Annotated in this window: 19 protein-coding genes; 3 read left to right on the plus strand and 16 right to left on the minus strand. The window is 63.9% G+C overall.

The features are described 5' to 3' along the window. Window positions 1-73: 73 nt before the first annotated feature. From NKH05_RS20905 to bglB, 3 genes are read right to left on the minus strand one after another with little or no spacing between them, the layout of a single operon-like run. Window positions 74-2,593 (minus strand): hypothetical protein, encoded by a 2,520-nt coding sequence (locus tag NKH05_RS20905; RefSeq protein WP_352788339.1) that lies wholly within the window; start codon window positions 2,591-2,593, stop codon window positions 74-76. Then, a complete protein-coding gene (kduI, locus tag NKH05_RS20910) occupies window positions 2,590-3,423 on the minus strand; it encodes a 5-dehydro-4-deoxy-D-glucuronate isomerase (protein WP_051409560.1) in 834 nt (277 codons plus the stop codon). Before kduI ends, NKH05_RS20905 begins: the two co-directional genes overlap by 4 nt. Then, window positions 3,420-4,520 carry a beta-galactosidase BglB gene (bglB, locus tag NKH05_RS20915; protein ID WP_352494368.1) on the minus strand — a complete coding sequence of 367 codons (1,101 nt, stop codon included), beginning with the start codon at window positions 4,518-4,520 and terminating at the stop codon, window positions 3,420-3,422. The genes kduI and bglB overlap by 4 nt, the downstream gene beginning before the upstream one ends. 110 nt (window positions 4,521-4,630) lie before the next feature. Between bglB and NKH05_RS20920 the strand changes: the two genes are divergently transcribed. Beyond that, window positions 4,631-5,698 (plus strand): LacI family DNA-binding transcriptional regulator, encoded by a 1,068-nt coding sequence (locus NKH05_RS20920; RefSeq protein WP_352494369.1) that lies wholly within the window; start codon window positions 4,631-4,633, stop codon window positions 5,696-5,698. On the opposite strand, the gene NKH05_RS20925 is transcribed toward NKH05_RS20920, so the two are convergent. Together NKH05_RS20925 and NKH05_RS20930 are read right to left on the minus strand one after the other, a co-directional pair. Further along, the gene (locus NKH05_RS20925) at window positions 5,683-6,165 is read right to left on the minus strand and encodes a flavin reductase family protein (RefSeq protein WP_352494370.1); all 483 of its coding nucleotides are present in this window, start codon (window positions 6,163-6,165) and stop codon (window positions 5,683-5,685) included. The genes NKH05_RS20920 and NKH05_RS20925 overlap by 16 nt on opposite strands. Next, on the minus strand, window positions 6,165-7,322 hold the full coding sequence (locus NKH05_RS20930) for an LLM class flavin-dependent oxidoreductase (RefSeq protein WP_023716968.1): 1,158 nt from the start codon (window positions 7,320-7,322) through the stop codon (window positions 6,165-6,167). The genes NKH05_RS20925 and NKH05_RS20930 overlap by 1 nt, the downstream gene beginning before the upstream one ends. Window positions 7,323-7,546: 224 nt before the next feature. Here NKH05_RS20930 and NKH05_RS20935 point away from each other — a divergent pair, with 224 nt between their 5' ends. After that, on the plus strand, window positions 7,547-8,203 hold the full coding sequence (locus NKH05_RS20935; protein ID WP_245278494.1) for a GntR family transcriptional regulator: 657 nt from the start codon (window positions 7,547-7,549) through the stop codon (window positions 8,201-8,203). A gap of 60 nt (window positions 8,204-8,263) precedes the next feature. Continuing rightward, window positions 8,264-9,337 carry a Gfo/Idh/MocA family protein gene (locus tag NKH05_RS20940; RefSeq protein WP_502895933.1) on the plus strand — a complete coding sequence of 358 codons (1,074 nt, stop codon included), beginning with the start codon at window positions 8,264-8,266 and terminating at the stop codon, window positions 9,335-9,337. A 30-nt stretch (window positions 9,338-9,367) separates the two neighbouring features. Here NKH05_RS20940 and NKH05_RS20945 read toward each other — a convergent pair whose 3' ends face one another. The 11 genes from NKH05_RS20945 to NKH05_RS20995 form a co-directional block, all read right to left on the minus strand. Next, window positions 9,368-10,426 (minus strand): ABC transporter ATP-binding protein, encoded by a 1,059-nt coding sequence (locus NKH05_RS20945; protein WP_023716965.1) that lies wholly within the window; start codon window positions 10,424-10,426, stop codon window positions 9,368-9,370. 39 nt (window positions 10,427-10,465) lie between these two features. Next, window positions 10,466-11,287: a carbohydrate ABC transporter permease gene (locus NKH05_RS20950; RefSeq protein ID WP_023674179.1), complete on the minus strand. Its 822-nt coding sequence runs from the start codon at window positions 11,285-11,287 to the stop codon at window positions 10,466-10,468. Continuing rightward, complete coding sequence (locus NKH05_RS20955) at window positions 11,288-12,190, minus strand: carbohydrate ABC transporter permease (RefSeq protein WP_245274609.1); 903 nt, start codon at window positions 12,188-12,190, stop codon at window positions 11,288-11,290. Window positions 12,191-12,225: 35 nt separating this feature from the next. Further along, a complete protein-coding gene (locus tag NKH05_RS20960; RefSeq protein ID WP_023716964.1) occupies window positions 12,226-13,563 on the minus strand; it encodes an extracellular solute-binding protein in 1,338 nt (445 codons plus the stop codon). 61 nt (window positions 13,564-13,624) lie between these two features. Beyond that, window positions 13,625-14,284 carry a GntR family transcriptional regulator gene (locus NKH05_RS20965; protein ID WP_023716963.1) on the minus strand — a complete coding sequence of 220 codons (660 nt, stop codon included), beginning with the start codon at window positions 14,282-14,284 and terminating at the stop codon, window positions 13,625-13,627. Window positions 14,285-14,323: 39 nt separating this feature from the next. Beyond that, the gene (locus NKH05_RS20970) at window positions 14,324-15,208 is read right to left on the minus strand and encodes a dihydrodipicolinate synthase family protein (RefSeq protein ID WP_023716962.1); all 885 of its coding nucleotides are present in this window, start codon (window positions 15,206-15,208) and stop codon (window positions 14,324-14,326) included. A gap of 202 nt (window positions 15,209-15,410) precedes the next feature. Further along, window positions 15,411-17,207: an ABC transporter ATP-binding protein gene (locus NKH05_RS20975; RefSeq protein WP_352963980.1), complete on the minus strand. Its 1,797-nt coding sequence runs from the start codon at window positions 17,205-17,207 to the stop codon at window positions 15,411-15,413. Beyond that, the gene (locus NKH05_RS20980) at window positions 17,204-18,148 is read right to left on the minus strand and encodes an acetamidase/formamidase family protein (protein WP_352547584.1); all 945 of its coding nucleotides are present in this window, start codon (window positions 18,146-18,148) and stop codon (window positions 17,204-17,206) included. Before NKH05_RS20980 ends, NKH05_RS20975 begins: the two co-directional genes overlap by 4 nt. After that, window positions 18,138-19,781 (minus strand): ABC transporter substrate-binding protein, encoded by a 1,644-nt coding sequence (locus tag NKH05_RS20985; RefSeq protein ID WP_352483692.1) that lies wholly within the window; start codon window positions 19,779-19,781, stop codon window positions 18,138-18,140. The genes NKH05_RS20980 and NKH05_RS20985 overlap by 11 nt, the downstream gene beginning before the upstream one ends. 32 nt (window positions 19,782-19,813) lie before the next feature. Then, a complete protein-coding gene (locus NKH05_RS20990; protein ID WP_352483693.1) occupies window positions 19,814-20,734 on the minus strand; it encodes an ABC transporter permease in 921 nt (306 codons plus the stop codon). Then, window positions 20,731-21,597: an ABC transporter permease gene (locus tag NKH05_RS20995; protein WP_352895095.1), complete on the minus strand. Its 867-nt coding sequence runs from the start codon at window positions 21,595-21,597 to the stop codon at window positions 20,731-20,733. Before NKH05_RS20995 ends, NKH05_RS20990 begins: the two co-directional genes overlap by 4 nt. Window positions 21,598-21,601 lie beyond the last annotated feature (4 nt).

The raw sequence follows: 21,601 nt of genomic DNA on the forward strand, positions 1-21,601 counted from the left end.
CTTTAGCGGGGCGGCGCCCCGATAGTTCAAGCCGCTACGCCCTCTCCTCTTGAGCGTCGCAGCCGATTCCTCCCTACTCTCTGTGCTTCATGCGCATCGCCTCACCGCGCACGGTCCAGTTGGCCGGATCGAGTGTACGTCCCTCGGCCACGATCCTTGCGTCGGCGAGGAAATGCACCGTGCCGTACTCCGGATCCTCGACGATCAACTCGCCGTCGGGACCCGACCGCACCGACAGGCCGGCAAAGGCGCCCGCCCAGGCGTCGAGCGCCGGCAGATTGGCATCCCTGTCACCGAGGCGAACGATCCATGTCGTCCTGCGTCCCGCCGCCCGCAACTCGTTGCCGGCCGTCGGGCCGGCCTCTACCTGCGTGAGCGGAACATCCGTCTTCAGCATGACGAAGGCGTCGCCGGATTGCGCGAACGCCCGATCGCCACCCACTCGCACGGCATCGAAGGCACGTGCGGGGAACCAGGCGTGCGTGAAGTCGGGCTGTTCATCCGAGCAGGAGAAGCTGACGATGGCGAGGTCGCGGTATTGGTGAAGCCGGGGCAACGTGCCTGAGCCACCCCAATATGATGGTCTGCCATATCCCGACTGCAGCACTTCGCCGGGGTGGTTGATCCAGATCTGCGCATCCGGATTCTTGCCCAGCCGGGCGTGAATGACGGTCTCCTGATAACCCCATTGATTCCAGCGATAGCCAGCGGCGCTGCCCATCGCATGGCCGCGCGTCTTGTAGTGGTAGAGCCGCGCGAAGCGGTCTTGTCCCTGCGCGAAAGTCCATTCCCACGCCGTATCGTCGGTGAGGGAAGCAATTGCTGCCAACCCGTCCGGAACGCTCAAATCGTGATCCCGCAGGCACAATGCCAGCTGCGGCAGCGCGTGAAAGCGCATGCCGTAATTGCCCTTGCCCCAAAGCATGCGGCAGATGCCGGACAATTCCAGGGAACGCGCGGCGCGCAGCGTGTGCTCGTAGGAGCGGCCCTGCGCCCCGGTGAGGATGCCGCGATGCGCCGAGCGGGCGACGATTTCAAGCAGGCGTATGACTGCGTTGCCGGCACGTTCGGCGATGTCCTTGTCCGGGGCCAGCGCGTAGAGCGCGCACAGGCCCTTGAGGTCGATCGGAAAATAGGGCGCCGAGTTGAACTCGGCCATCTCCCATGCCTCGAAATGATCGAGCCAGGCGCGTACCCGCGCGGCTCCCACCGCGGACTGTTCGCGGCCAAGGCGGCCCGACCGCACGAACCGCACATCAGGCAACAGGCTCCCAGCAATATAGGCGGCGGTGTGGAAGAGCAGCGCGTGGTTCTCGGAGAAGTACCACTGCACATCATTGCCGGGCTCGTCCATCCAGTAGCGATAGCCGAGGATGGCGTTGTCGATGCGCGCGCGCAGGCTCACTTCCAGCCGATCGCCATAGGCCTTGCGGCACCACAGCAGCGGCACCAGGATGAAGTCGGCGCAATCGTGACAATCCTCGATCGCCGGCAGCGTGCCGGAGATCATGGCGTCGGTCTCGGCGCCCTGCTGCCCGATCGCCAGGCGCGCCAGCGCGCGCACCGTATCGGCCTCGGCGTGATCGGCGACCTCGCGCAAAGCCTCATCTATACGCGCGGTAAGCGTTTCCGGCGCATCGCCCTGACGGTGCGCGTGGCATATCTCGACGCCGAAGACACGCGATACGGCATGGTCTGCGACCCTCAGCGACACCTTGAAATGGCGAAAGTCGGCCGGCAGCTGCTCGGTATCGGCGATCGGCAGCCGCGTCTGGCCCGTTGGCAGATCGAAGGCGAAGCGCACCGGCGTCTCGATCGACATGAAATCGCCTTCGATCTCGATCTCGACTTGCGCGTCGCGCGGCAGGGCCACGCCGGTGACGAGCGCCACCTCGCCGCCGTCATAGGCGGGACGGTCGAAATGCATGTCGTCGAGGGCTGCTTCCATCGCATCGGCAACGCCGCTCTCGACTTCGATCGGCAGTGCGACCGAAGCAGCCGGACCGGATAGATAATCGAGCTGGAAATAGTAGCGGGCGTCGCGCTCGGCGAGATCGTCGAACCATATGCGAATGTCGTTGCGGCCGACCCTCAGCACGATCTTGAAGTGCTCGGCACTTTCCAGATTGCGGCCGTAGGGCGCCATCCAGCCGGCTTCCTCGCCATTGGCGAAGAGTATGGCGCCGCCGCATGTACGCAGCCGTACCATCACCTCGCCACTCGAGGCCGCCTCGATGGTGGTCTCGGCCCAGGTCCCAAGCACCGTCGGCCGGAACCAGAAGCCCGACAGGTCGATGCGTGGCGAGGCGAAGGGCAACCAGATGCGCTCAGCGCCGAATTCGGCGCTGACCTGTGGTCGCTTGCCGCGTCGTTCCGCTGCGAACTGCGTGCGGCACGGATATTCATGGGGAATGAAATTCTTGTGCTTGGTAAGGAAGAAGAAGGGATCCATCTCGCCTTGCATGGGCTGGTCGGCCACGTCGTAGCGTTGCTCGGCGATAGACCCGAGCCGCCAATAGACGATTGGCTGCCCCGCCACGAGCGGCCGGCGCAGCGTAAAGTCCGTCCGAACGCTTTGCGCGGCCTCGCTCATCGCAAATCCTTCACGGGTACTGGATCGACATCGGTGTAGGCCTGGTTCTCGCCGGTCATGCCCCAGACGAAAGCATAGGGGCCGGTGCCGGCACCCATATGGATAGACCAGGCGGGCGACAGGACAACGTCACCGTCCGCAACCATCAGGTGGCGCGTCTTGTCAGGCCGGCCCATCAGATGGACCACACGGTCGGCCTCGGCGAGGTCGAAGTAGCAATAAGCTTCCATGCGCCGCTCATGCAGATGCGGCGGCATGGTATTCCACACACTGCCCGGCGCGAGGTCGGTGATCCCCATCAGCAAGAGGCAGGACGGGGCCACTTCGGGATGGATGTACATGCGCAGCGTGCGCCTGTTCGCGCGAGCCTCCTCGCCGAGCACAAGCGGCTTGGCTTCGCTGTTGACGATGAGACGGTGCGCAATAGCGGCGCCGGCCGGCACCGAGTTCATATAGAAGCGTGCCGGCCTCTCCGGATCGTCGCTCTCCAGCGTCACCTCGCGCGCTCCGCGTCCGATATAGACGATGTCGCGGTTAGCCACGGGAAAGCGCCTGCCGTCCACCGCGACGGCGCCATTGCCGCCGAGATTGGCGATGCCCATCTCGCGCGCGTCAAAGAAGAGCGGCGTGCCGACTTCGGCCCCGTTGCCGAATGTCAGCGGGTTGGCCAGCGGCACCGCGCCACCGACGATCATGCGGTCGACATGGGTGTAGACGAATTCGATCGCGCCGGGCCGGAACAAGCCGTCGACCAGGAACTCGGCCCTCAGCCGGTCCGTGTCCATGCCGGCAATATCGCCCGGCGACACGCCATAGAGCGTCCGCATCATGCCGCCTCCACCTTCGACTGCAGATGCCGGGTCCCTTCGGTCAAGCACAAAATGGCCAGCGCCTGTCCGTAGCCCGTCGGATGGATGGGTATATCGCGATAGAACTGCAGGTCGGCGCCCATGCGTGTGCCATAAGACACGTTCGCCACCACACCTTTGTCATCGATGTTGGCCACCACGGCTTCCAAGGCGCGGAGGCCGGCGGCACGGCACTCTGTCGAGCCGATTCCGAGCCGCGCGGCCTTCATCAACCCGTAGCCGAAGCCGGCCGTGGCGGAAATCTCCTCGTAAGACGTCGGGTCGTCGAGCAGAGTGTGCCATGCGCCCGAACCTGCCTGCACCTCGAGCAGGGCGTTGATCTGCGTCTCCAGCACGCCGAGCAGATAGGCCCGGACCGAGGGTGCAATTTCGGCGAACTCCACCAGTTCGAGGATACCGACGGTAATCCAGGCATTGCCTCTCGCCCAACGCGCACGGGCGAAATTGTGCCGTCCCGCGAACGTCCAGCCGTGAAACCACAGCCCTGATGCCGGGTCGGCGAGATAACGGGCGTGGACCAGGAATTGCCTTTCTGCTTCCTCGACGAAGCGACGCTGACCGGCAGCCTGGCCGTAGGATGCGAGGAACAGCGCCACCATGAACAGCGTGTCGTCCCACAATTCGTCGTCGTTGACCCGGTCCGAAACATCATGCTGGAAACCGCCTTCGGGCGTCCGTGGCAAGGCGGTGACTACCTGCTCGGCCCATTCGCGCAGGACCGGCTCGAAGCGCGGCTGGCGCCGGCGCCGCCACAATTCGCTTAGCGCCAGCAGAGGCGCCGTGGTGTTGACGTTCATCGCAGGGAGACCGGCAGCGATGCGTCGGTCGTACCAGGCCTCGATCGTCTGCAGCAGCCGATCGTCGCCGGTCTGCGCCCACAGCCGAACCAGCCCGTAGAGCCCGACGCCCTGCGGCCATTCCCAGCTGTCGAAGCTGACATAGTCGCCCGGCGTGCCGTCGAGATTCGGCTCATGGAACCGCCCGTCATGACGCAAGCCGGTCATGCCGGCCACGAGGCTGGCAAGCACGGAATTCAGGCGTTCGGCCGACAGCGGCATCACTCCTCCCGTTTCTCCCGCTTCATCGGAACTGTTTCACAGCCATTTTTCTTGCGCAATCTGAAAATTTTTTGCATTAATCGGGTGACTTGGCGGAGATGACGGAGCGGATGAATATCCAGGGCAAGCGCGGGCGCCCCAGCCGCCGCATTCGACTTGAGGAGATCGCGGCGCGTTGCGGCGTGTCGGTCAGCACCGCCTCCCGTGCGCTGAGCGGTGTCGGCGGCGTGAGGGACGAGCTTCGCACCAGGATCATCGAAACGGCGAAGTCGATGAACTATGCCATTCCCGCCTCGGTTGCCGGCCGCAAGGTCATCCTGGCCGCAAGCAGCGTGGCAATGGTGGACAGTGCCCGCAATCAGTTCACCTACCATGTCCTTGATGGGCTCAACGAGCGCGCCCGGTTGCTGGGCGTCGAACTGGTGACCCGGCCGGTTTCGGCGCCCGAGGACGAAATCGCGCTGCTGCGTGAATCCGAGCGCGACGACACCGTCGCCGGCTGCCTGTTTCTGACACTGGACGATGACGATGTGCTGACGCTGACAGCCGGATTCGCCAAGCCGATCGTGCTCGTCAACGGCGACGATCCCTCGATGCGCCATTCGAGCGTGACGCCCTGCAATCGCTCTGCCGCCATGCTTGCCGCGCAGCATCTGATCGGCCTCGGCCACCGCCGCATCCTGTTCCTGATGCGGCGTGGGCGGCGCACGATCGAGCGGCGCTACGAAGGTTGGCGCGACGCGCTGATCACGGCCGGCATTGTCGGCTTCGACGACTTCGTGGTCGAGGTGCAGGACTGGCTGCCGGAACTTGCGAGCAGGGCCGTGACCGAGCGCATCGCGGCCCGCGGCCTCGATTTCACCGCCGTGCTGACGGCCGGCGACAGCCTGGCGTTTGGTGCCATCGCCGGCGTCCAGGAGGCCGGATATTCGGTGCCTGGCGATGTGTCCGTGGTCGGTATGGACGACTTGCCGCTCGCTGCCTTCTGCAATCCGCCGCTGACGGCGATGCACATTCCCATGCGCGAGATCGGATCGGCGGCGCTTAGCCTGCTGCTCGACGACATGGCGCATTCGGGGTCGCCGCCGCGTCGCGTCGAACTTGCCTGCAATCTTGTGGTGCGCCAGTCGACGGCACCAGCCCGGAGCGGCGCCGGCGGTCATCAACTGGCCTCTTGAGGGCGCGACTTGCCGCCAGCAAAGAGCAGCGGCAAACCCTCTTGCGTCTCCAGTTCAAGGACACGTCCAAGCAGGATCATATGGTCGCCAGCCGGAAAGCGTTCGGCGACGCTGCATTCGAACCGCGCCAGTGCGCGCGGCAGCAATGGCACGCCGTGCTCGCTCCATGACAGATCAAGATCGGCAAAGTCCGTCCCCGACTTCGAAAAACGCCAGCACAGATCGATTTGATCTTCCGCCAGCACGTGAATGGCGTAGTGCGCGGAATTAGCGAAGGCTTCGAACCGGCGCGAGTGGCGGCCGATCGACCAGAGCACCAGCGGCGGGTCGAGCGACACGGATGAGAAGCTGTTGGCGGTGATTGCGACCGGGCCGTCGGCCGTGCCGGTGGTGACGACCGTGACGCCGGTGGCGAAACGCCCGAAGGCATTGCGCAAAAGGCCTGGATCGCACACGACATGCTCCATCAGCGGCGCTCCCCCGTTCCCAGTGGTGTCGCCGGGATCCGTTCCGGCACCCGGCCATAGGCGTGCGGGAGCGAGCATGTCTTGAGCTGGGGCAGGACCTTGGTGCCGAAATGACGCGCCTCGTCGAGATGGGGGTAGCCGGAAAAGATGAAGGCGCGGATCCCCATCTTCATATACGCCTCGATTTCCGACAGAACCTGATCGGTCGAGCCCACCAGCGCCGCGCCGCAGCCAGAGCGCGCCCGCCCGACCCCCGTCCACAGATGCGGCTCGACATAGCCTTCGGCATCGGCGATCTGGCGGTTCCTGGCCTGGTGCGATACGCCGAGCGATCGGGCGTCGAGCGCGCGCTCGCGGATCGCCCTGCCCTGCTCGTCGTCCAGCCTCGAAACCAGCTCCCGGGCATATTCCTTTGCCTCTGCCTCGGTATCGCGCACGATCATGTGGACGCGCAGGCCGTAGTCGAGCGTCCGCCCATGACGCTCGGCGCGCTCGTGGACTGCTCTCATGCGGCCGGCAAGCTCCTCCTTGGTTTCCGGCCACATCAGGTAGACGTCGCACTGTTCGGCGCAAAGCTCGAGCGCGTCGGGCGAATAACCGCCGAAATAGAGCAGCGGGCCGCCATTCTGCTGATAGGGCTTCGCCGGCGCCGTCGAGAGCCCTTTGTAGCGATAGACCTCGCCCTCGAAATCGATGCTGTCCCTGGTCCAGGCCTGGCGCAGGATCTGCACCACCTCGCGGGAACGCTGATAGCGGTAGGCGCTGTCGGCTGTCTCGCCCGGAAAGTCCGACGAAATGACGTTCACCGTCAGCCGGCCTTCCAGCATGTGGTCCAGCGTCGCAATCGTGCGCGCCAGCATGATCGGCTGCATCTCGCCGCAGCGCACAGCGGCAAGCAGATTGATCTTCGACGTGATCGGCGCGCAGCCGGCAACGAAGCTCAGCGTGTCCTGGCCGACCTGATAGGACGACGGACACAAGATGTTGCGGAAACCGAGTGCCTCGGACGTCTTCACGATCTCGGAGCAATGCGCCCAGCCCGAGCGCAGTGCGCCGTCCGGCACGCCGAGATATCGATAGTCGTCCGAGCAGAGTGCGGCGAACCACGAGACTTCGGCAGCATCGAGATCCGGCGAGGTGATTGGGACGATGCTCATTGCCACTCTTCAGAAAAGACGTCCGGGCCACTCAATGACGTCCGGAGCTGCGAATAGGGCTTGCGTAGCATTCGTTTCTGTGTAGATCAATACTGTATCAATTTTGGAGCCAAACCCGAAACCGAGATGCGATTGGAACACCGATGCATTTGACAAGGGCGGACCCAGGCCACCGATCCAGCCAGATGCGCGGGCCCTTGCCTGTGCACTTGCAGACCAGCGAAATGCTGATCCGCGAAATCGCGGCCGGACGGCTGCCCGACGGGGCGCGGCTGCCGCCCGAGCGCGAGATGGCCGCGAGCCTCGGGATTGCCGTCGGCACGCTCAGGCGCGCGCTGGCAGATTTGACCGAAAAGGGCCTTCTCGATCGCATCCAGGGCTCGGGTAACTATGTGCGAGCGCGCGGCGACTTGCTCGGGATCTATGCCTTCTTTCGCCTGGAGCGCATCGGCGGTGGCGGCCTGCCGAGCGCCGACGTGCTGTCCGTCGAGCGGCTGCCCAAGCCCGCCGACCTGCCGCAATTCGGCAGCGCCGGCGAAGCCCACCGTATACGCCGGCTGCGGCGGCTCGACGGCGAGCCGGCCGCGGTCGAGGAGATCTGGCTCGACGTCAGCCGCGCCGAGCGGCTCAAGCGCGAGGACCTGTCGGAATCCCTCTATCTCCACTACCGGCTCGCGCTCGGCTTTACGATCGTTCGGGCCGAAGACCATGTTGCCGTCGCACCCGCGCCGGACTGGGTCCCGCTCGAGTTCAGGCCACCGCCGGGGACGGTCGTGGGTTTCATTGAACGTATCGCCTGGGCTGGCGACGGCGCCAGCGCGGAATATTCCCGCAGCTGGTTCGATCCGGGCGCGGCGCGCTACGTCACGCGTTTCAGATAGGCCGGAGGAAGTCGCAGCGTGACCAGATCATCGATCGGCTACGGCATCATCGGCTGCGGCATGATGGGCCGCGAGCACATCCGCAACATCGCTCTGTTGCCCGACGCGCATGTGGCCGCGATCTTCGAGCCGGACCCCGGCATGTTGGCGGCGTCGCTGGCGACGGCGTCGGGCGCGCGATCGGCGGCATCGATCGCCGAACTGCTGGCCATGGACGAGGTAGACTGCGTCTTGATTGCCAGCCCCAACCACCAGCACCTCGGTCAGATGGAGCAGATCGCCGCACTTCGACCACTGCCGGTGCTGGTGGAAAAGCCGCTCTTCACCGACGCCGGTGGCGAGGGGCGGATCGCGGCGCTGAAAGCTCGGCTTCCGCTCGTCTGGGTGGCCATGGAATACCGCTATATGCCGCCCGTCGCCGCATTCGTCGAGCAGGCCCGCCACGCCACCGGCGGCATCCGCATGCTGACGGTCCGCGAGCACCGCTTCCCATTTCTGGCCAAGGTCGGCGACTGGAACCGCTTCAACCGCAACACCGGCGGCACATTCGTCGAGAAGTGCTGCCACTTCTTCGACCTGATGCGGCTGATCCTCGGATCCGACCCCGTCCGCGTGATGGCGAGCGCTGGACAGGCCGTAAACCATCTCGACGAACGCTACGGCGGTGAGAGGCCGGATATCCTTGACCATGGCTATGTGCTGGTTGATTTCGCGAGCGGTGCGCGCGCCATGCTGGAACTCTGCATGTTCGCCGAGGGCAGCCGCTACCAGGAGGAACTCTGCGCTGTCGGCGGCGACGGAAAGATCGAATGTCTGGTGCCGGGTCCCGGTCGCTTCTGGCCGACCCACCTTGGCCCTGCGCCAGTGCCCCAGTTGATCGTCAGCCCGCGCAATCCGCCTGGACCACGCCTGCTGGAGATTCCCGTCGACCCCCGGCTGCTCGAGGCAGGCGACCATAACGGTTCGACCTATTTCGAGCATGTCCGCTTCACCGCTGCGGTGCGCGGACAAGGCAAAGTGGAAGTGACCTTGCAAGACGGCTGGTGGGCCGTCGTCATGGGTCTCGCCGCCCAGAGATCGGCCCGCGAAGGCCGCGCCATCGAACTTGCCGTTGAATTCGCGTTGCCGACCTGAGGCCGACCACGCATTCACCAGACCATAGGGTCAGATGCGCCGACCGGTTGCTGCGTCGAACAGATGCGCACATGCGCGGTCGATCTCGATCCGCACCCCTTCGCCTTGCTTGAGCGCAAGCCGCTCTCGGAAGAGGCAGGAGATTTCTTCACCGGAGCAGTCGACCCTGGCGAAGATTTCGGAGCCAGTCGCCTCGAGAAGAGTGACCGTGCCCGGCATGCCCTGCCCGGTTGCCCGGATATGTTCCGGGCGAATGCCGTAGACGAGTTCACGTCCTGCGGCATCCGCCGGCTGGGTGCCTTCCGGCAACGGCAGGATCAACCCGCCGGCGCTGCGGAACACGCCCTCCTCGATGCGGCCGGCGATGAAGTTCATCGCGGGCGAGCCGATGAAACCGGCAACGAAGAGATTGGCGGGATGGTCGTAGAGGTCAAGCGGCGCGCCGATCTGCTCGACCAGGCCGTCATGCAGCACGACGATCTTGTCGGCCATGGTCATGGCCTCGATCTGGTCGTGCGTGACATAGATCGTCGTGGTACCCAGCCGCTGGTGCAGGGCCTTGATCTCGCCGCGCATCTGGACGCGCAACTTGGCGTCGAGGTTGGAGAGCGGCTCGTCGAACAGAAAAACCTGCGGGTCGCGTACGATCGCGCGGCCCATGGCGACGCGCTGGCGTTGGCCGCCGGAAAGCTGGCGCGGATAGCGGTCAAGCAGCTTTTCCAGGCCAAGAATGCCGGCTGCCTTCCGGACCCGGCCAGCGGTGTCGGCCGGGTCGGCTTTCTTGATCTTCAGGGCAAAGCCCATATTGTCGGCCACAGTCATATGCGGATAGAGCGCATAGTTCTGGAACACCATCGCGATGTTCCGGTCTCGCGCCCGCAGATTGTTGACCATGCGCTCGCCGATTGCGATCCTCCCGCCCGAGATCGTTTCAAGTCCGGCAATCATGCGCAGCAGCGTCGACTTTCCGCATCCCGACGGGCCGACCAGGATGACGAACTCGCCGTCGGCGATATCGACACTGACGTCGTGAATAATCTTGGTGGCCCCGAAGGCCTTCTGCACGTTGTTGATCGTTACCGATGCCATTGGATCTTTCCTGGAAAAAAAGTGATGTCCGGACGCGTCTCAGCCGCCCTTGACGGCGCCGGCGGTCAACCCCGCGACGATCTGCCTTTGCGCGAACATGGTCAGGATCAGCACCGGCAGCGTCACCACCAGCGCCGCCGCGGCGAGCGGCCCCCAGCTGACCTGCTCGTAGGACAGCATGTTGTAGACGGCGACCGGCAATGTGCGCGTCTCCCGGCTGGCGAGCACCACGCCGAAGACGAAATTGTTCCACGAGAAGATCACGGACAGGATGAAGGCGACGACGATGCCCGGCTTGGCGATGGGCAGGGCAACCAGCCGGAAAACCTGCCAGGAGCTGGCGCCGTCGATATTGGCTGCCTCTTCCAGTTCCATCGGCGTGGTCTCGAAATAGCCGATCATCACCCAGACCACGATCGGCACCGTCACCACCAGGTGGATGATGATCTGCGGCCAGAGCGTGCCGAGAATCCCGATCCATTGGAACAGCAGAAACAGCGGGATGAGATAGGATAGCCCAGGCGTCATGCGGGCGATCATGATGACGACGGCGGATCGCTCGGCCTTGAGCCGCGCGATGCCATAGCCGGCCGGTACGCCGATCAGCAGCGCCAGCAAGGTCGCCGTGCCGGTCACCAGAACCGAATTCCAGAGATAGAGCAGGAAATTGTTCTCCTCGAACACCTTTACATAGTTCGACCAGGCGAAACGTTCGGGGATCAGGATCGGCGGATAGGCACCGTTGTCGATTTCGAACTTCAGCGACAGCGAGATCATCCAGAGGAAGAACAGGATCGCCGGCGAGACGAAAACCAGGGCAGCGAAAAACAGACCGATCTGGTTGAGCAGCCGTGAACTCATCTATTTGCCCTCCGTATCGATCCACTGCGAGCGTTGGCGCAGCATCAGCAGGACAAAAGACAGGGCCACGATGACAATGAAGAACACCACGGCCATGGCCGAACCGTAACCGATATCGTAGTAGGAGAAGGCGGTGTTGTAGAGATAGATGTTGATGGTTTCCGAGGCCGTGCCCGGCCCGCCCTGGGTCATCGCGTAGATGATGTCGAAGCTCTTCAGCGCATCGATGGTGCGGATGATGACCGCGATCATCAGGAACGGTGCGATCATCGGCAAAGTGAGATAGCGGAATTGCTGCCAGGCATTGGCGCCGTCGATCTCGGCGCTTTCGAAGGGCTCGCGCGGCACCGAAGCCAGCCCACCCAGCACAATCAGCATGACCAGCGGCGTCCACTGCCAGGTCTCGACCGCAACCAGCGACGGGATGACCGTGTTGGCATTGAATATCCATTCCTGAGCCGGGATGCCGACCAGCGACAGCAAGTAGTTGAGTACGCCGAGCTGAGGATGGAACATCATGGTCCAAACCAGTGCCACAGCAACGGGCGTCGCCATCATCGGCATGACGAAGACGCCGCGCAGCAGACCGCGCAGCGGAAACCTGGCGTCGAAGATCAGGGCGGCCAGGGTGCCCAGGAGCATCGGCGCTGCAACCGAGAGGAAGGTGTAGGTCAACGTATGAACAAGGGATTCCCAGAAACGTGGGTCGCTTGCCAGGCGGAGGTAGTTTTCCATCCCGGCAAAGCTCCGCGACTGGCCGAGCGTCCAGCGGTTGACGCTCATCCACAGCGTGAAAGCCCAAGGAAAAACGATGACGGCGCCAACGACGACGAGTGCGGGGACAACGAAAGGCCAGTAGTTGGGAGCCAGCCGGATCGTCTGGCTCCCGTCGATAACCGGCATCGTCACCCCGGTCTGTTCTGGGGTGGTGGCCGACATCAGCCCTGCTCGCTCCTGTCGAGAACCGGCTGGAACTGCTCGGTGGCCTTCTTCAGCTCGGCGGCGGGATCGGCGCCGGCAATCATGTTGGTCAGCGCCACGCCATAGATGTCGCGGAATTCGGTGACGGGAATGATGACCGGCAGCGCCAGCCGGCTGATATTGCCTGAGCCGATCACGGCATCAAGCCAGCTTGCCGGCATAGTGACGCCTTCGCGCACCTTGGGATCCTCCAGCACGGATTTGCGGAACGGAACGCCGGCGCCGGCCTGCAACAGCCTCGCGCCCATGGCTGGCGATACCGCCCACTGGCAGAACAGATAGGCGGCCTCCTTCTTCTCGCTGGCGGCGGTAACGCCAATCCCGTCGCCAAAGGTGCCCGAGGCATGCGCCTTGGGACCCTTGGGCATGACGCCGTAGCCGACCTTGCCGACCACCCTCGATTTTTCCGGGTTTTCCATCGGCGGGGCAAAACCCACGCCGTCGAGCCACATGCCGATCTTGCCTTGCAGGAAGGCAGACTGTGCTTCGGCCCAATTGAACCCGGTGACGCCCGGAGGGGCGGACTTGGTCATCAATCTTTGATAGAGCGCGGCAGCCTCGATCGCCTCGGGAGCCTCGGTGCGCAGCTTGCCCTTGTCGTCGAGCGGCGTCATGTCGTAGCCGAGCATCAGCGATGTCCACACCGGCGTATTTGCGTTCTTGAGCCCGCGGGCGACGAAGCCGTATGTATTGGTCGACGGGTCGGTCAGCGCTTCGGCGGCGGCCACCAGTTGCTCGAAGGTCTCGGGGTATTTGAGGCCCTTGGCCTCGAACAGCTCCTTGTTCCAATAGAGTATCCAGTAGTCCACCGAGAAGGGTAGCGAGCGCAGCACGCCCTGGCCGTCCTTGGCAAACAGCATGCCGGCCTCGGCGAAGTCGCTTTCGACCAACCCCGGGTCGGTGAGCGACGGGTCGGCGAGGTAGCCGGCGATGTCAGCCAGCCAGCCACCTTTCTCGAACTGGCGCTTTTGCACGTGGTAGCTCAGATGCACGACGTCGAAGCTGGGCTTGCCCGAGCTCAATTCGATCACCGTCTTCTGGCGCTGCTGCTGCTCGGGCGTGGCCTCGGCATTGACCTTGATGCCGGTCAGTTCCTCGAACTCGGCGAGATATTTCAGGATGGTGTCGCTGCGCGGGCTTTTCACCAGATTGACGTCAAGCGTCGTCCCGGCAAAGCGTTTCCAGTCGACGCCTGCGGCAAAGCTAGGGCGGAGCCCCACAAGGCCGGCGGCGGTGAGCGCCGCGGTTCCGGCAAGGAGTTGCCTCCTGGTTGGGTTGAACAGATTGGACGACATTTCTTCCTCCCGGTTGCTGTCGTTGTGGATGCGCCGCGAACCGCGGCGCGGCTATATTTCCTCAGATCTGGAGCGCCAGCCGGCGCGCATTGTCGATATGCAGACTGATCGCTTCAACCGCCTTTTGCGAATTGCGGCTCTCCATGGCTTCGATGACCGCCAAATGTTCGCGCATCACCGGCACCACGCGACCGTCGATGCGGAAACGCTCCTGGTGGATCAGCCGGATTTTCACCGAGTTGACCAGATAGGCCTTGGCGATGATCTCGTTGCCCAGCGCATTGATAAAGGTATCGTGCATGGCCCAGTCGATGGTCTGGGCCTTGGCTTCCATTTCCGGCGTCGGCGCCTGCCCCAGAGCTTGAGCCAGCATCTCCTCGTGTTCGCGCCGCATGCGGGCAAGTTCGGCATCTGAAGCGCTGGCCGTGAATAGCGCCACCGCCTCGCGTTCCATGAATAGCCGAAACTGAAAGGCCTCGCGGATCAGATTGATGTCGATGTGCGCGATTTGCATGCCGCGCTGCGGGATGGTGGTCAGCAATCCCTCGGCCTCGAGACGCGGGACGATCTCGCGAATAGCGCCCAGCGGCAGCCCGGTGAAAGCGACCAGTTCGCGCTGTGACACGAACTGCCCCGGCCGCAGATCACGGGCCAGCAAATGCCGCGTGAAGCTGGCATAGGCTTTCTCCCGGAGAGTGATCGGTTCGCTGCCGTCTTCCACTTCAGCTCGCTTCCTTGTCGGCCAGCCCGGCCTTGTCGGTCAGGCCGCCTCTGTCGCAAACAGCCTGTCGTAGGCCGCGGCAAGCTGCCGCCGTCCTTGTGGGCCGATCGCCTCCAGGGGCGGGCGGACCGCCAGCCAGCGCTCGTCGCCGGTCGTGCGCGCGACCATGACCTTCACCGCCGGTGTGACCGGGTATTTGAGCAATTCGAGCACGAAGTCCTCGACGCGTGGGTCGTCGCGGCCGTCTTCGACCATTGCGAGGATTTCGCCGGTAACAAAATTAGCCATGCCGGAAATCGCACCCTGTCCGCCGCGGCGCACGCTTCTCGCCAGATGCCGTTCGTCGCCGATCAGGATCACCAGATCGCCATGCGCTTCAAGCAGCGCCTCACTGTAGCTCCAGTCCCCGCCGGAATCCTTCACCCCGGCCACCACAGCGGGAAAGGCGGCGCGCAACCGGCCGATCAGCCCAAGCGGGAGCGGCACCATGGTGACAGAGGGGATGTTATAGAGGAGCACATCACGCGCCAGCGGGCCGAGTGCGGCGAAGACGGCGGAAAACCATCCGAACAGCCCGTTCTCGCCGACATTCTTGAAGTAGCTCGGCGGAGCGAGCAGAATGTTGCGAACGCCGCGCTGCAAAGCGTGCCGAGCCTGATCGGCGGCATCTTCGATTGCATCGACCAGCACGCCGGCGACGAGCTGATGTGCCGGTATACCGGCCGCCAACATGGCTTCGGTGACGATCCGCCGCTCGTCGGTGCCCACCGAGGCTCCTTCCCCGGTGGTGCCGAACAGCGTCGCGCTGCTGCAGCCGGCGCCAAGGCAGGCTCGGGCGTGCGCGATCATCGGCGCGAGCGCTATCTGCCCCGACGGGTCGAAGGGTGTGGCTAAGGCAACCGAAAGACCAAAGCGGGAAGCCAATGCGATCTCCGTTGAAATCAATGTGCACGTAGCGTTAGCACGCTAACATGTCAGATGTAAACTGGCGATCTTGCCAACTCGGCATCGCCGATTGGCGCTGCCGCGGCAGCGCCATCACCGATCACATCCTGCCGCCCGAGCATCACATATGCTGCTGTCCCCGAGCGTCTGCGGATTGGCTGGACGAGGCGGCCTAAGCTGATCAAGTGGCGACGAGGTGGCCGTCGCCAACATCTTCAAGCTTGAGTTTCCGGGGCTCGTCACCGATGCGCCGCACAGCGCTTGGAATTTCGCTGTCCAAACGGGCGAACCGGGCGCGGCGCCGGCCTGGATCGGGAACCGGAACGGCTTCGATCAGCCGCTTTGTGTAAGGATGGCGCGGGTTGGAGAAAATCTGGTCGCGGGTGCCCATCTCGACGATCTGCCCCAGATACATTACCGCCACGCGATCGGAGATGTTCTCTACCACCGCCATGTCGTGCGAGATGAAGAGATATGCGACGCCGAATTCGCGCTGCAGTTCCTTCAGCAATCTTAACACGCGCGCCTGCACCGACACATCGAGAGCAGAGACGCTCTCGTCGGCAATGATCAGCTTTGGTCGCAGCGCCAGCGCCCGTGCAACGCAGATTCGCTGGCGCTGCCCGCCGGAGAATTCGTGGGGATAGCGCTCCATCTGGTCAGCGGAGAGGCCGACGCGTTCGAACAGTGCGGCGATCTGGGCGTGCCGTTGCTCTTTGTCGCCGAGGCCGTGGATCAGCAGAGGCTCGGCGACGAGATCGCCTACTCGCATGCGCGGGTCGAGGGACGCGAAGGGATCCTGAAAGATCATCTGCACATTGCGGCGTACAGCCTTGCGCTCCTTGCGGCTGAGCGCCGACAAGTCGTGGCTGCCGATTGAAATGCTGCCGGTGTAGGGCACCAGCCCGGCGATCGCCTTGGCCGTCGTCGACTTGCCGCAGCCCGATTCGCCGACCAGCGACAGCGTTTCGTGCGGCGCGATCGAGAAACTGACGCCCTCGACCGCGTGCACCCTGCGGTCAACGCGACCGAAGAAGCCGCCGCGCAGGTCGAAGCGGACGTGAAGATCGCTGACGGATACAAGCTCGGCCGGCATGTGGGCGGCGTCTTGTCGGTCTTCGGCCGGCCGTCCGCCGCCGATGCGTGGCACGGCGGCCAGAAGCTCGCGCGTATAATCTGCCTGCGGGCGGGTGAAGATGTCGGTCGCGCTGCCCTGCTCGACCATCCGGCCATCGCGCATGATGATAACGCGGTCCGCCATCTCGGCGACGACACCCATGTCGTGCGTGATCAGGATAACACTGGTGCCGTGCTCGCGCTGCAGGTCACGCAGCAACTCCAGCACCTCGCCCTGAACGGTGACGTCGAGGGCGGTCGTCGGTTCATCGGCGATCAGCACATCCGGATTCAGGGCCAGAGCCATGGCAATCATCACGCGCTGGCGCATGCCGCCTGAGAGTTCGTGCGGATAGTGCTCGAGCCGCCGTTCGGCATCCGGAATTCGGACTGCCTTCAGCGCCTCGAGCGCCCTCAGCCGCGAGTTGGAGCGCGACCGCGAGGTGTGTGCCGCGATCGCCTCCGTGAGCTGCCGGCCGATGGAAAGAACCGGATTGAGCGATGTCATCGGTTCCTGAAAGATCATGGCAATGCGGTCGCCGCGGATGCGGCGCATACCACTCTCGCTAAGAGCCGCGAGATCCTGATCGCCGAGCCGGATGGAGCCTGATCTGATGCGTGCCGCCGGCTGCGGCAGCAAGCCCATGATGGCCAGCGCCGTCATCGACTTGCCGGAACCGGACTCGCCGGCGATGCAAAGCGTTTCGCCGCGCATCAGGTCGAATGTCAGGTCGGAAACGACGTCGCGGTCGCCCTCTTCGCCGCGCACGGCGACGCTCAGACCTGAGACGCTGAGTACCGGCCTGACAGAGCCACTCTCCGCGGCGGCCTGCCCGGATCGTTTGATGTCCTCCACCTTCATTCAAAGACGCAGCGCGGGAAGTAGAAAGAAACCACCCAGTTGGGCATGTCAACGATCTCGCTGATGCGCAGGTCGCCGCAAACCGACACAAGCATATAGGCGTCTACCGGATCCATACCGTAGCGGCCGGAGAGCAGGTCTATCATCTGCGAGACGGCGCTCCTGGCGCCGTCCATCAGATCCGGCCCGATACCGGTTGTCACCTCATAGCCCTTGGCGTCGAGATGTCGCGACACCGGACCGGGCGTCGTGAAACGCGGCGTCCGCAGCCGGGCATCCTTGACCAGATCGAGCGTCAGCACGGCGTTCATGGGGCTCTCGATGGCCGTGCCGCAGACCTCGCCGTCGCCTTGCGCGGCGTGCGTGTCACCGACCGAGAACAACGCTCCCGCGACCTCTACGGGCAGGTAGAGCACCGTGCCGGCAGCGAGATCACGGATGTCCAGATTGCCGCCCACCCGCCGCGGCGGGACCACCGAATGCAGACCCGGCTCAGCCGGGGCATTGCCGATGGTGCCGGCGAAGGGCTTGAGCGGCACCCAGCCGCTCTTGCCGAACAGCGCCGGTTCGAGCGAGGCGGCGTCGTACTTCCAGATATTCAGTGCCGGTTGAGTGAAGTCATCCGCCAACAGACCGAATCCCGGGATATTCGCTGTCCAACCGAAGCCGGACGGCTTGAACGCCTCGATGGTGATTTTCAGGGCATCGCCCGGCTCTGCCCCGTCGACATAGATTGGCCCAGTGACCGGGTTCACCTTGGCAAAATCGAGCAAAGCAACGTCGTCAACGGTGCTCTCCATCGTCAGCTGCCCGCCGGACGAGTCCAGGCACTGGAACTCGATCGTCGACCCTGGCGCCACCCGTTCGGCCGGGACAAAGGAATTGTCCCAGCCGAAATGATGGTGGCGCCCGTGGATGGTGTAGTCGCAGTTATTGCACATCGGTCACATACACATTGTCGTAGTTGATCGGGATGTGGACCGGGTCGACATAGAGGTTGTCCGCGCCACCCATGCGGGTTGATTTCATGGTGAAACGCTGCTCGTTGAACACCGGTGCCCAGGGCGCGTCGTCCATGATCTTGCCGTAGATCTCGCTCCACATCTTGGCGCGTTCGCCAGCCTTGGCCGGGTCGACGATGGAGTCGGCTTCGGCCGCCTTGGCGTCGAGCTCCTTGTTGCAATACCACGACCAGTTCCAGCCGCCCGGGACGGCACCAGCGCAGCCGAGGATCGGGCCGTAGAAGTTCGACGGATCGGGGAAGTCGGCGATCCAGGCCATGCCGCCGGACCAGATCATCGGCGCACCGGCCTTGTCGCCGCCGGCGGCGATGACGTTGGCCTGCGCGAGCGACTGGATGCTGGCCTTAATGCCGACCGCCGCCAGATCCTGCTGGATGGCCTGCGCGATACGCGGGTTGGGATCGGTATTCATTGCAAACAGCTGCGTGTCAAAACCACCGGGATGCCCCGCCTCGGCAAGCAAGGCCTTGGCCTTGGCTACGTCATAGGGATAGCCCTTGAATTCTTTGTCGTAGCCAGGCATCGACGGCGGCAATGGCTGATTGGCCGGCACCGCACGGTTGTTGATCAGCTGGACGATGCGGTCCTTGTTGATCGCCATGTTGACCGCCTGCCGCACCTTCAGATTGTCGAACGGCGCCATGGTGGTATTCATGGTGATATAGCCGGTGTGCAACTGGCCGCCCTCGACGACACGGGCCTTCTGCTCGGGATCGGCCATCACCTCCTGGAATTTCGCTGGCGGAATGCCGTCGCCGGGAACGTCGATCTCGCCTTTCTGCAGCCGCAGCAGCGCCACTATCGGCTCCTGGCCGATCTCAAAGGTGATCTTGTCGAGATGCGGCAGGTCCTTGTGCCAGTAGTCCGGGTTGCGCTCGAAGACCACGCGCTGGCCGAGCGTCCATTCGGCGAGCTTGAAGGCGCCGGTTCCGACCGGGTGCTTGCCGAAGTCCGCGCCGTATTTTTCGACCTCTTCCTTCGGCACGACGTGCGAGAAGTTGATCGCCATGACATGCAGGAAGGTGGCGTCGGGCCGGGTCAGCTCGAACTTGATCGTGTAGGGATCGACGACGGTTATGCCGGCCAGGCTTTCCGCCTTGCCGGCAGCGACATCGTCATAGCCTTTGATCGACCCGAAGAAGCCGGCACCAGGGCTCTGTGTCTTTGGATTGGTGACCCGGTCGAGAGAATATTTCACGTCGTCGGCGGTCATCTCGCGGCCATTGTGGAACTTCACTCCTTGGCGCAGCTTGAAGGTGAAGGTCTTGCCGTCGGGCGCAATCTCGTAGCTCTCGGCAAGGTCGGGCCGCAGGTTGGTGGTGCCCGGCTCGTAGTCCATCAGCCCGTCGAACAGGCTCTTGATCATCGACCAGTTCTGCCAGTCATAGCCGATGGCCGGATCGAGCGTAGCGACGTCGTCCTTGTAGGTGATGGTGATCGCGCCGCCCTGCTTGGCATTCGGATCGACGGCGTCTTCGGCGCGTACGCTCGTCATGCCAAGCACCAGCGCAAGCGCCGATGCCGCCACGGTCGATATCAGATATTTTCTCATGTCATGTTCCCTTTCTCTGGTGTTCTTGGTTTTCATCTGAGCTTGATGCGTGGATCGATGAACGGTGCGACAGTGTCGGCCAGGAGATTGCCGAGCACGATGGCAAAGGCCGAAACCAGGGTGACCCCCATGATGATCGGAATGTCGATGCGCTGAATGGCCTGCCAGGCTAGCTGGCCGATGCCTGGCCAGCCGAACACGCTTTCGACAACCACGATGCCGCCCATGAAGATGCCGATGTCGATGCCGATCATGGCAATGACCGGCAGGATGGCGTTGGGCAGCGCGTGCCGGAAGATAATGGCGCTGCGTGCAAGACCCTTGGCACGCGCGGTACGCACGTAATCCTGGCGCAGCACGTCGATCATCGACGAGCGCATCATGCGGGCGTACCAGCCGGCGCCGAGAATTCCCATGGTCAGCGATGGCAGCACCAGATGGCGCCAGGTGCCGTAACCGCCGATCGGGAACCAGCCGAGCCGCACCGCGAATACATAAAGCAGCAGCAGGCCCACGACGAATTGCGGCGCCGAAACACCGACGAAGGAGGCGACCATCAGCGACTGGTCGGTGGCGGTGCCACGCTTGACGGCGGCGATGAGGCCCATCGTCAGCCCGATCACGACTTCGCAAGCAATGGCGCCGACCATCAGCAGCAGGCTTGCCGGCAGACGCGAGACGATAAGCTCCGTGACCTCCGAGCGCTGAATGTAGGAGCGCCCCAGATCGCCGCTGAGCAGGCTGATCAGATAGTGCCAATACTGGACGACAAAGGGCTGGTCGAGGCCGAGCTGCCGGCGGATGTTCTCGACCGTCTCGGGCGTGGCGCTGCGGCCGGCGATCTGGCGGACGGGATCGGCGGGCAGCAGATAGAGCAGCGCAAAGGTGATCAGAGAGACGCCGAGCAAGATGAGCACGGCCTGGACAACGCGGCGGCCGAGATAGGCGATCATGCCCGCCCCCTTTGCGTCGGATCGAGGATGTCGCGCAGCGCATCGCCGACCAGGTTAAAGGCCAACGCCAGCGCCAGGATCGCCGCACCCGGAAAGAAAACCAGCCAGGGCGCTGCCTGGAAATAGGTCTGGTTTTCGAAGATGATGTTGCCCCAGGAAGCAGTCGGCGGTTGCACGCCGATACCGAGATAGCTGAGCGTCGCTTCCAGAAGCACAGTGGTCGAGATGCCGAGCGTGCCCCAGACGATGATCGTCGGCAAAAGGTGCGGCAGGATATGACGGAACAGGATGCGTGGGGCGCTTGCGCCGATAGTGCGCTCGGCATCGATGAACTCGCGCTCGGCGAGCGAACTTGTCTCGGTGTAGATGACGCGGGCGGTCTGCACCCAGTTCACCAATGCGATCACCATGGCGACGATCCACAGGCTCGGCTGGAGTACCGCCGCCAGGCAGATGGCGAGCAGCAGCGCCGGGAAAGCCATCATCAAATCGGTGAAGCGCATAAGCGCGCTGCCGATCCAGCCGCGGAAATAGCCGGCCATGATGCCGACCAGCGTGCCGATCAGAAGCGCCACGCCGTTGGCGACTATGCCGATGATCAGCGACGTGCGCGCGCCGAAGAGGAGACGGGTCAGCAGGTCGCGGCCAAGCAGGTCGGTGCCTAGCCAGAATTGGACTCCAGGCGGCAGTGGCGCGCCTTCAAGCGTGAGCCCGTCAAACATCTGCTCGTTCGGATCGTAGCCTGTCAGCCACGGTGCAAGAATGGCGCCGGCCAAGACAAGGGCAACAATCCCGAGGCCGAACAAAGCGAGAGGCCGTTTTAGCAGACGTCGCCAGACGCCGGCGCGAGGCTTGGCTGGCATACGC

Source organism: Mesorhizobium sp. M1399 (assembly GCF_040317735.1).
Taxonomy (GTDB): domain Bacteria; phylum Pseudomonadota; class Alphaproteobacteria; order Rhizobiales; family Rhizobiaceae; genus Mesorhizobium.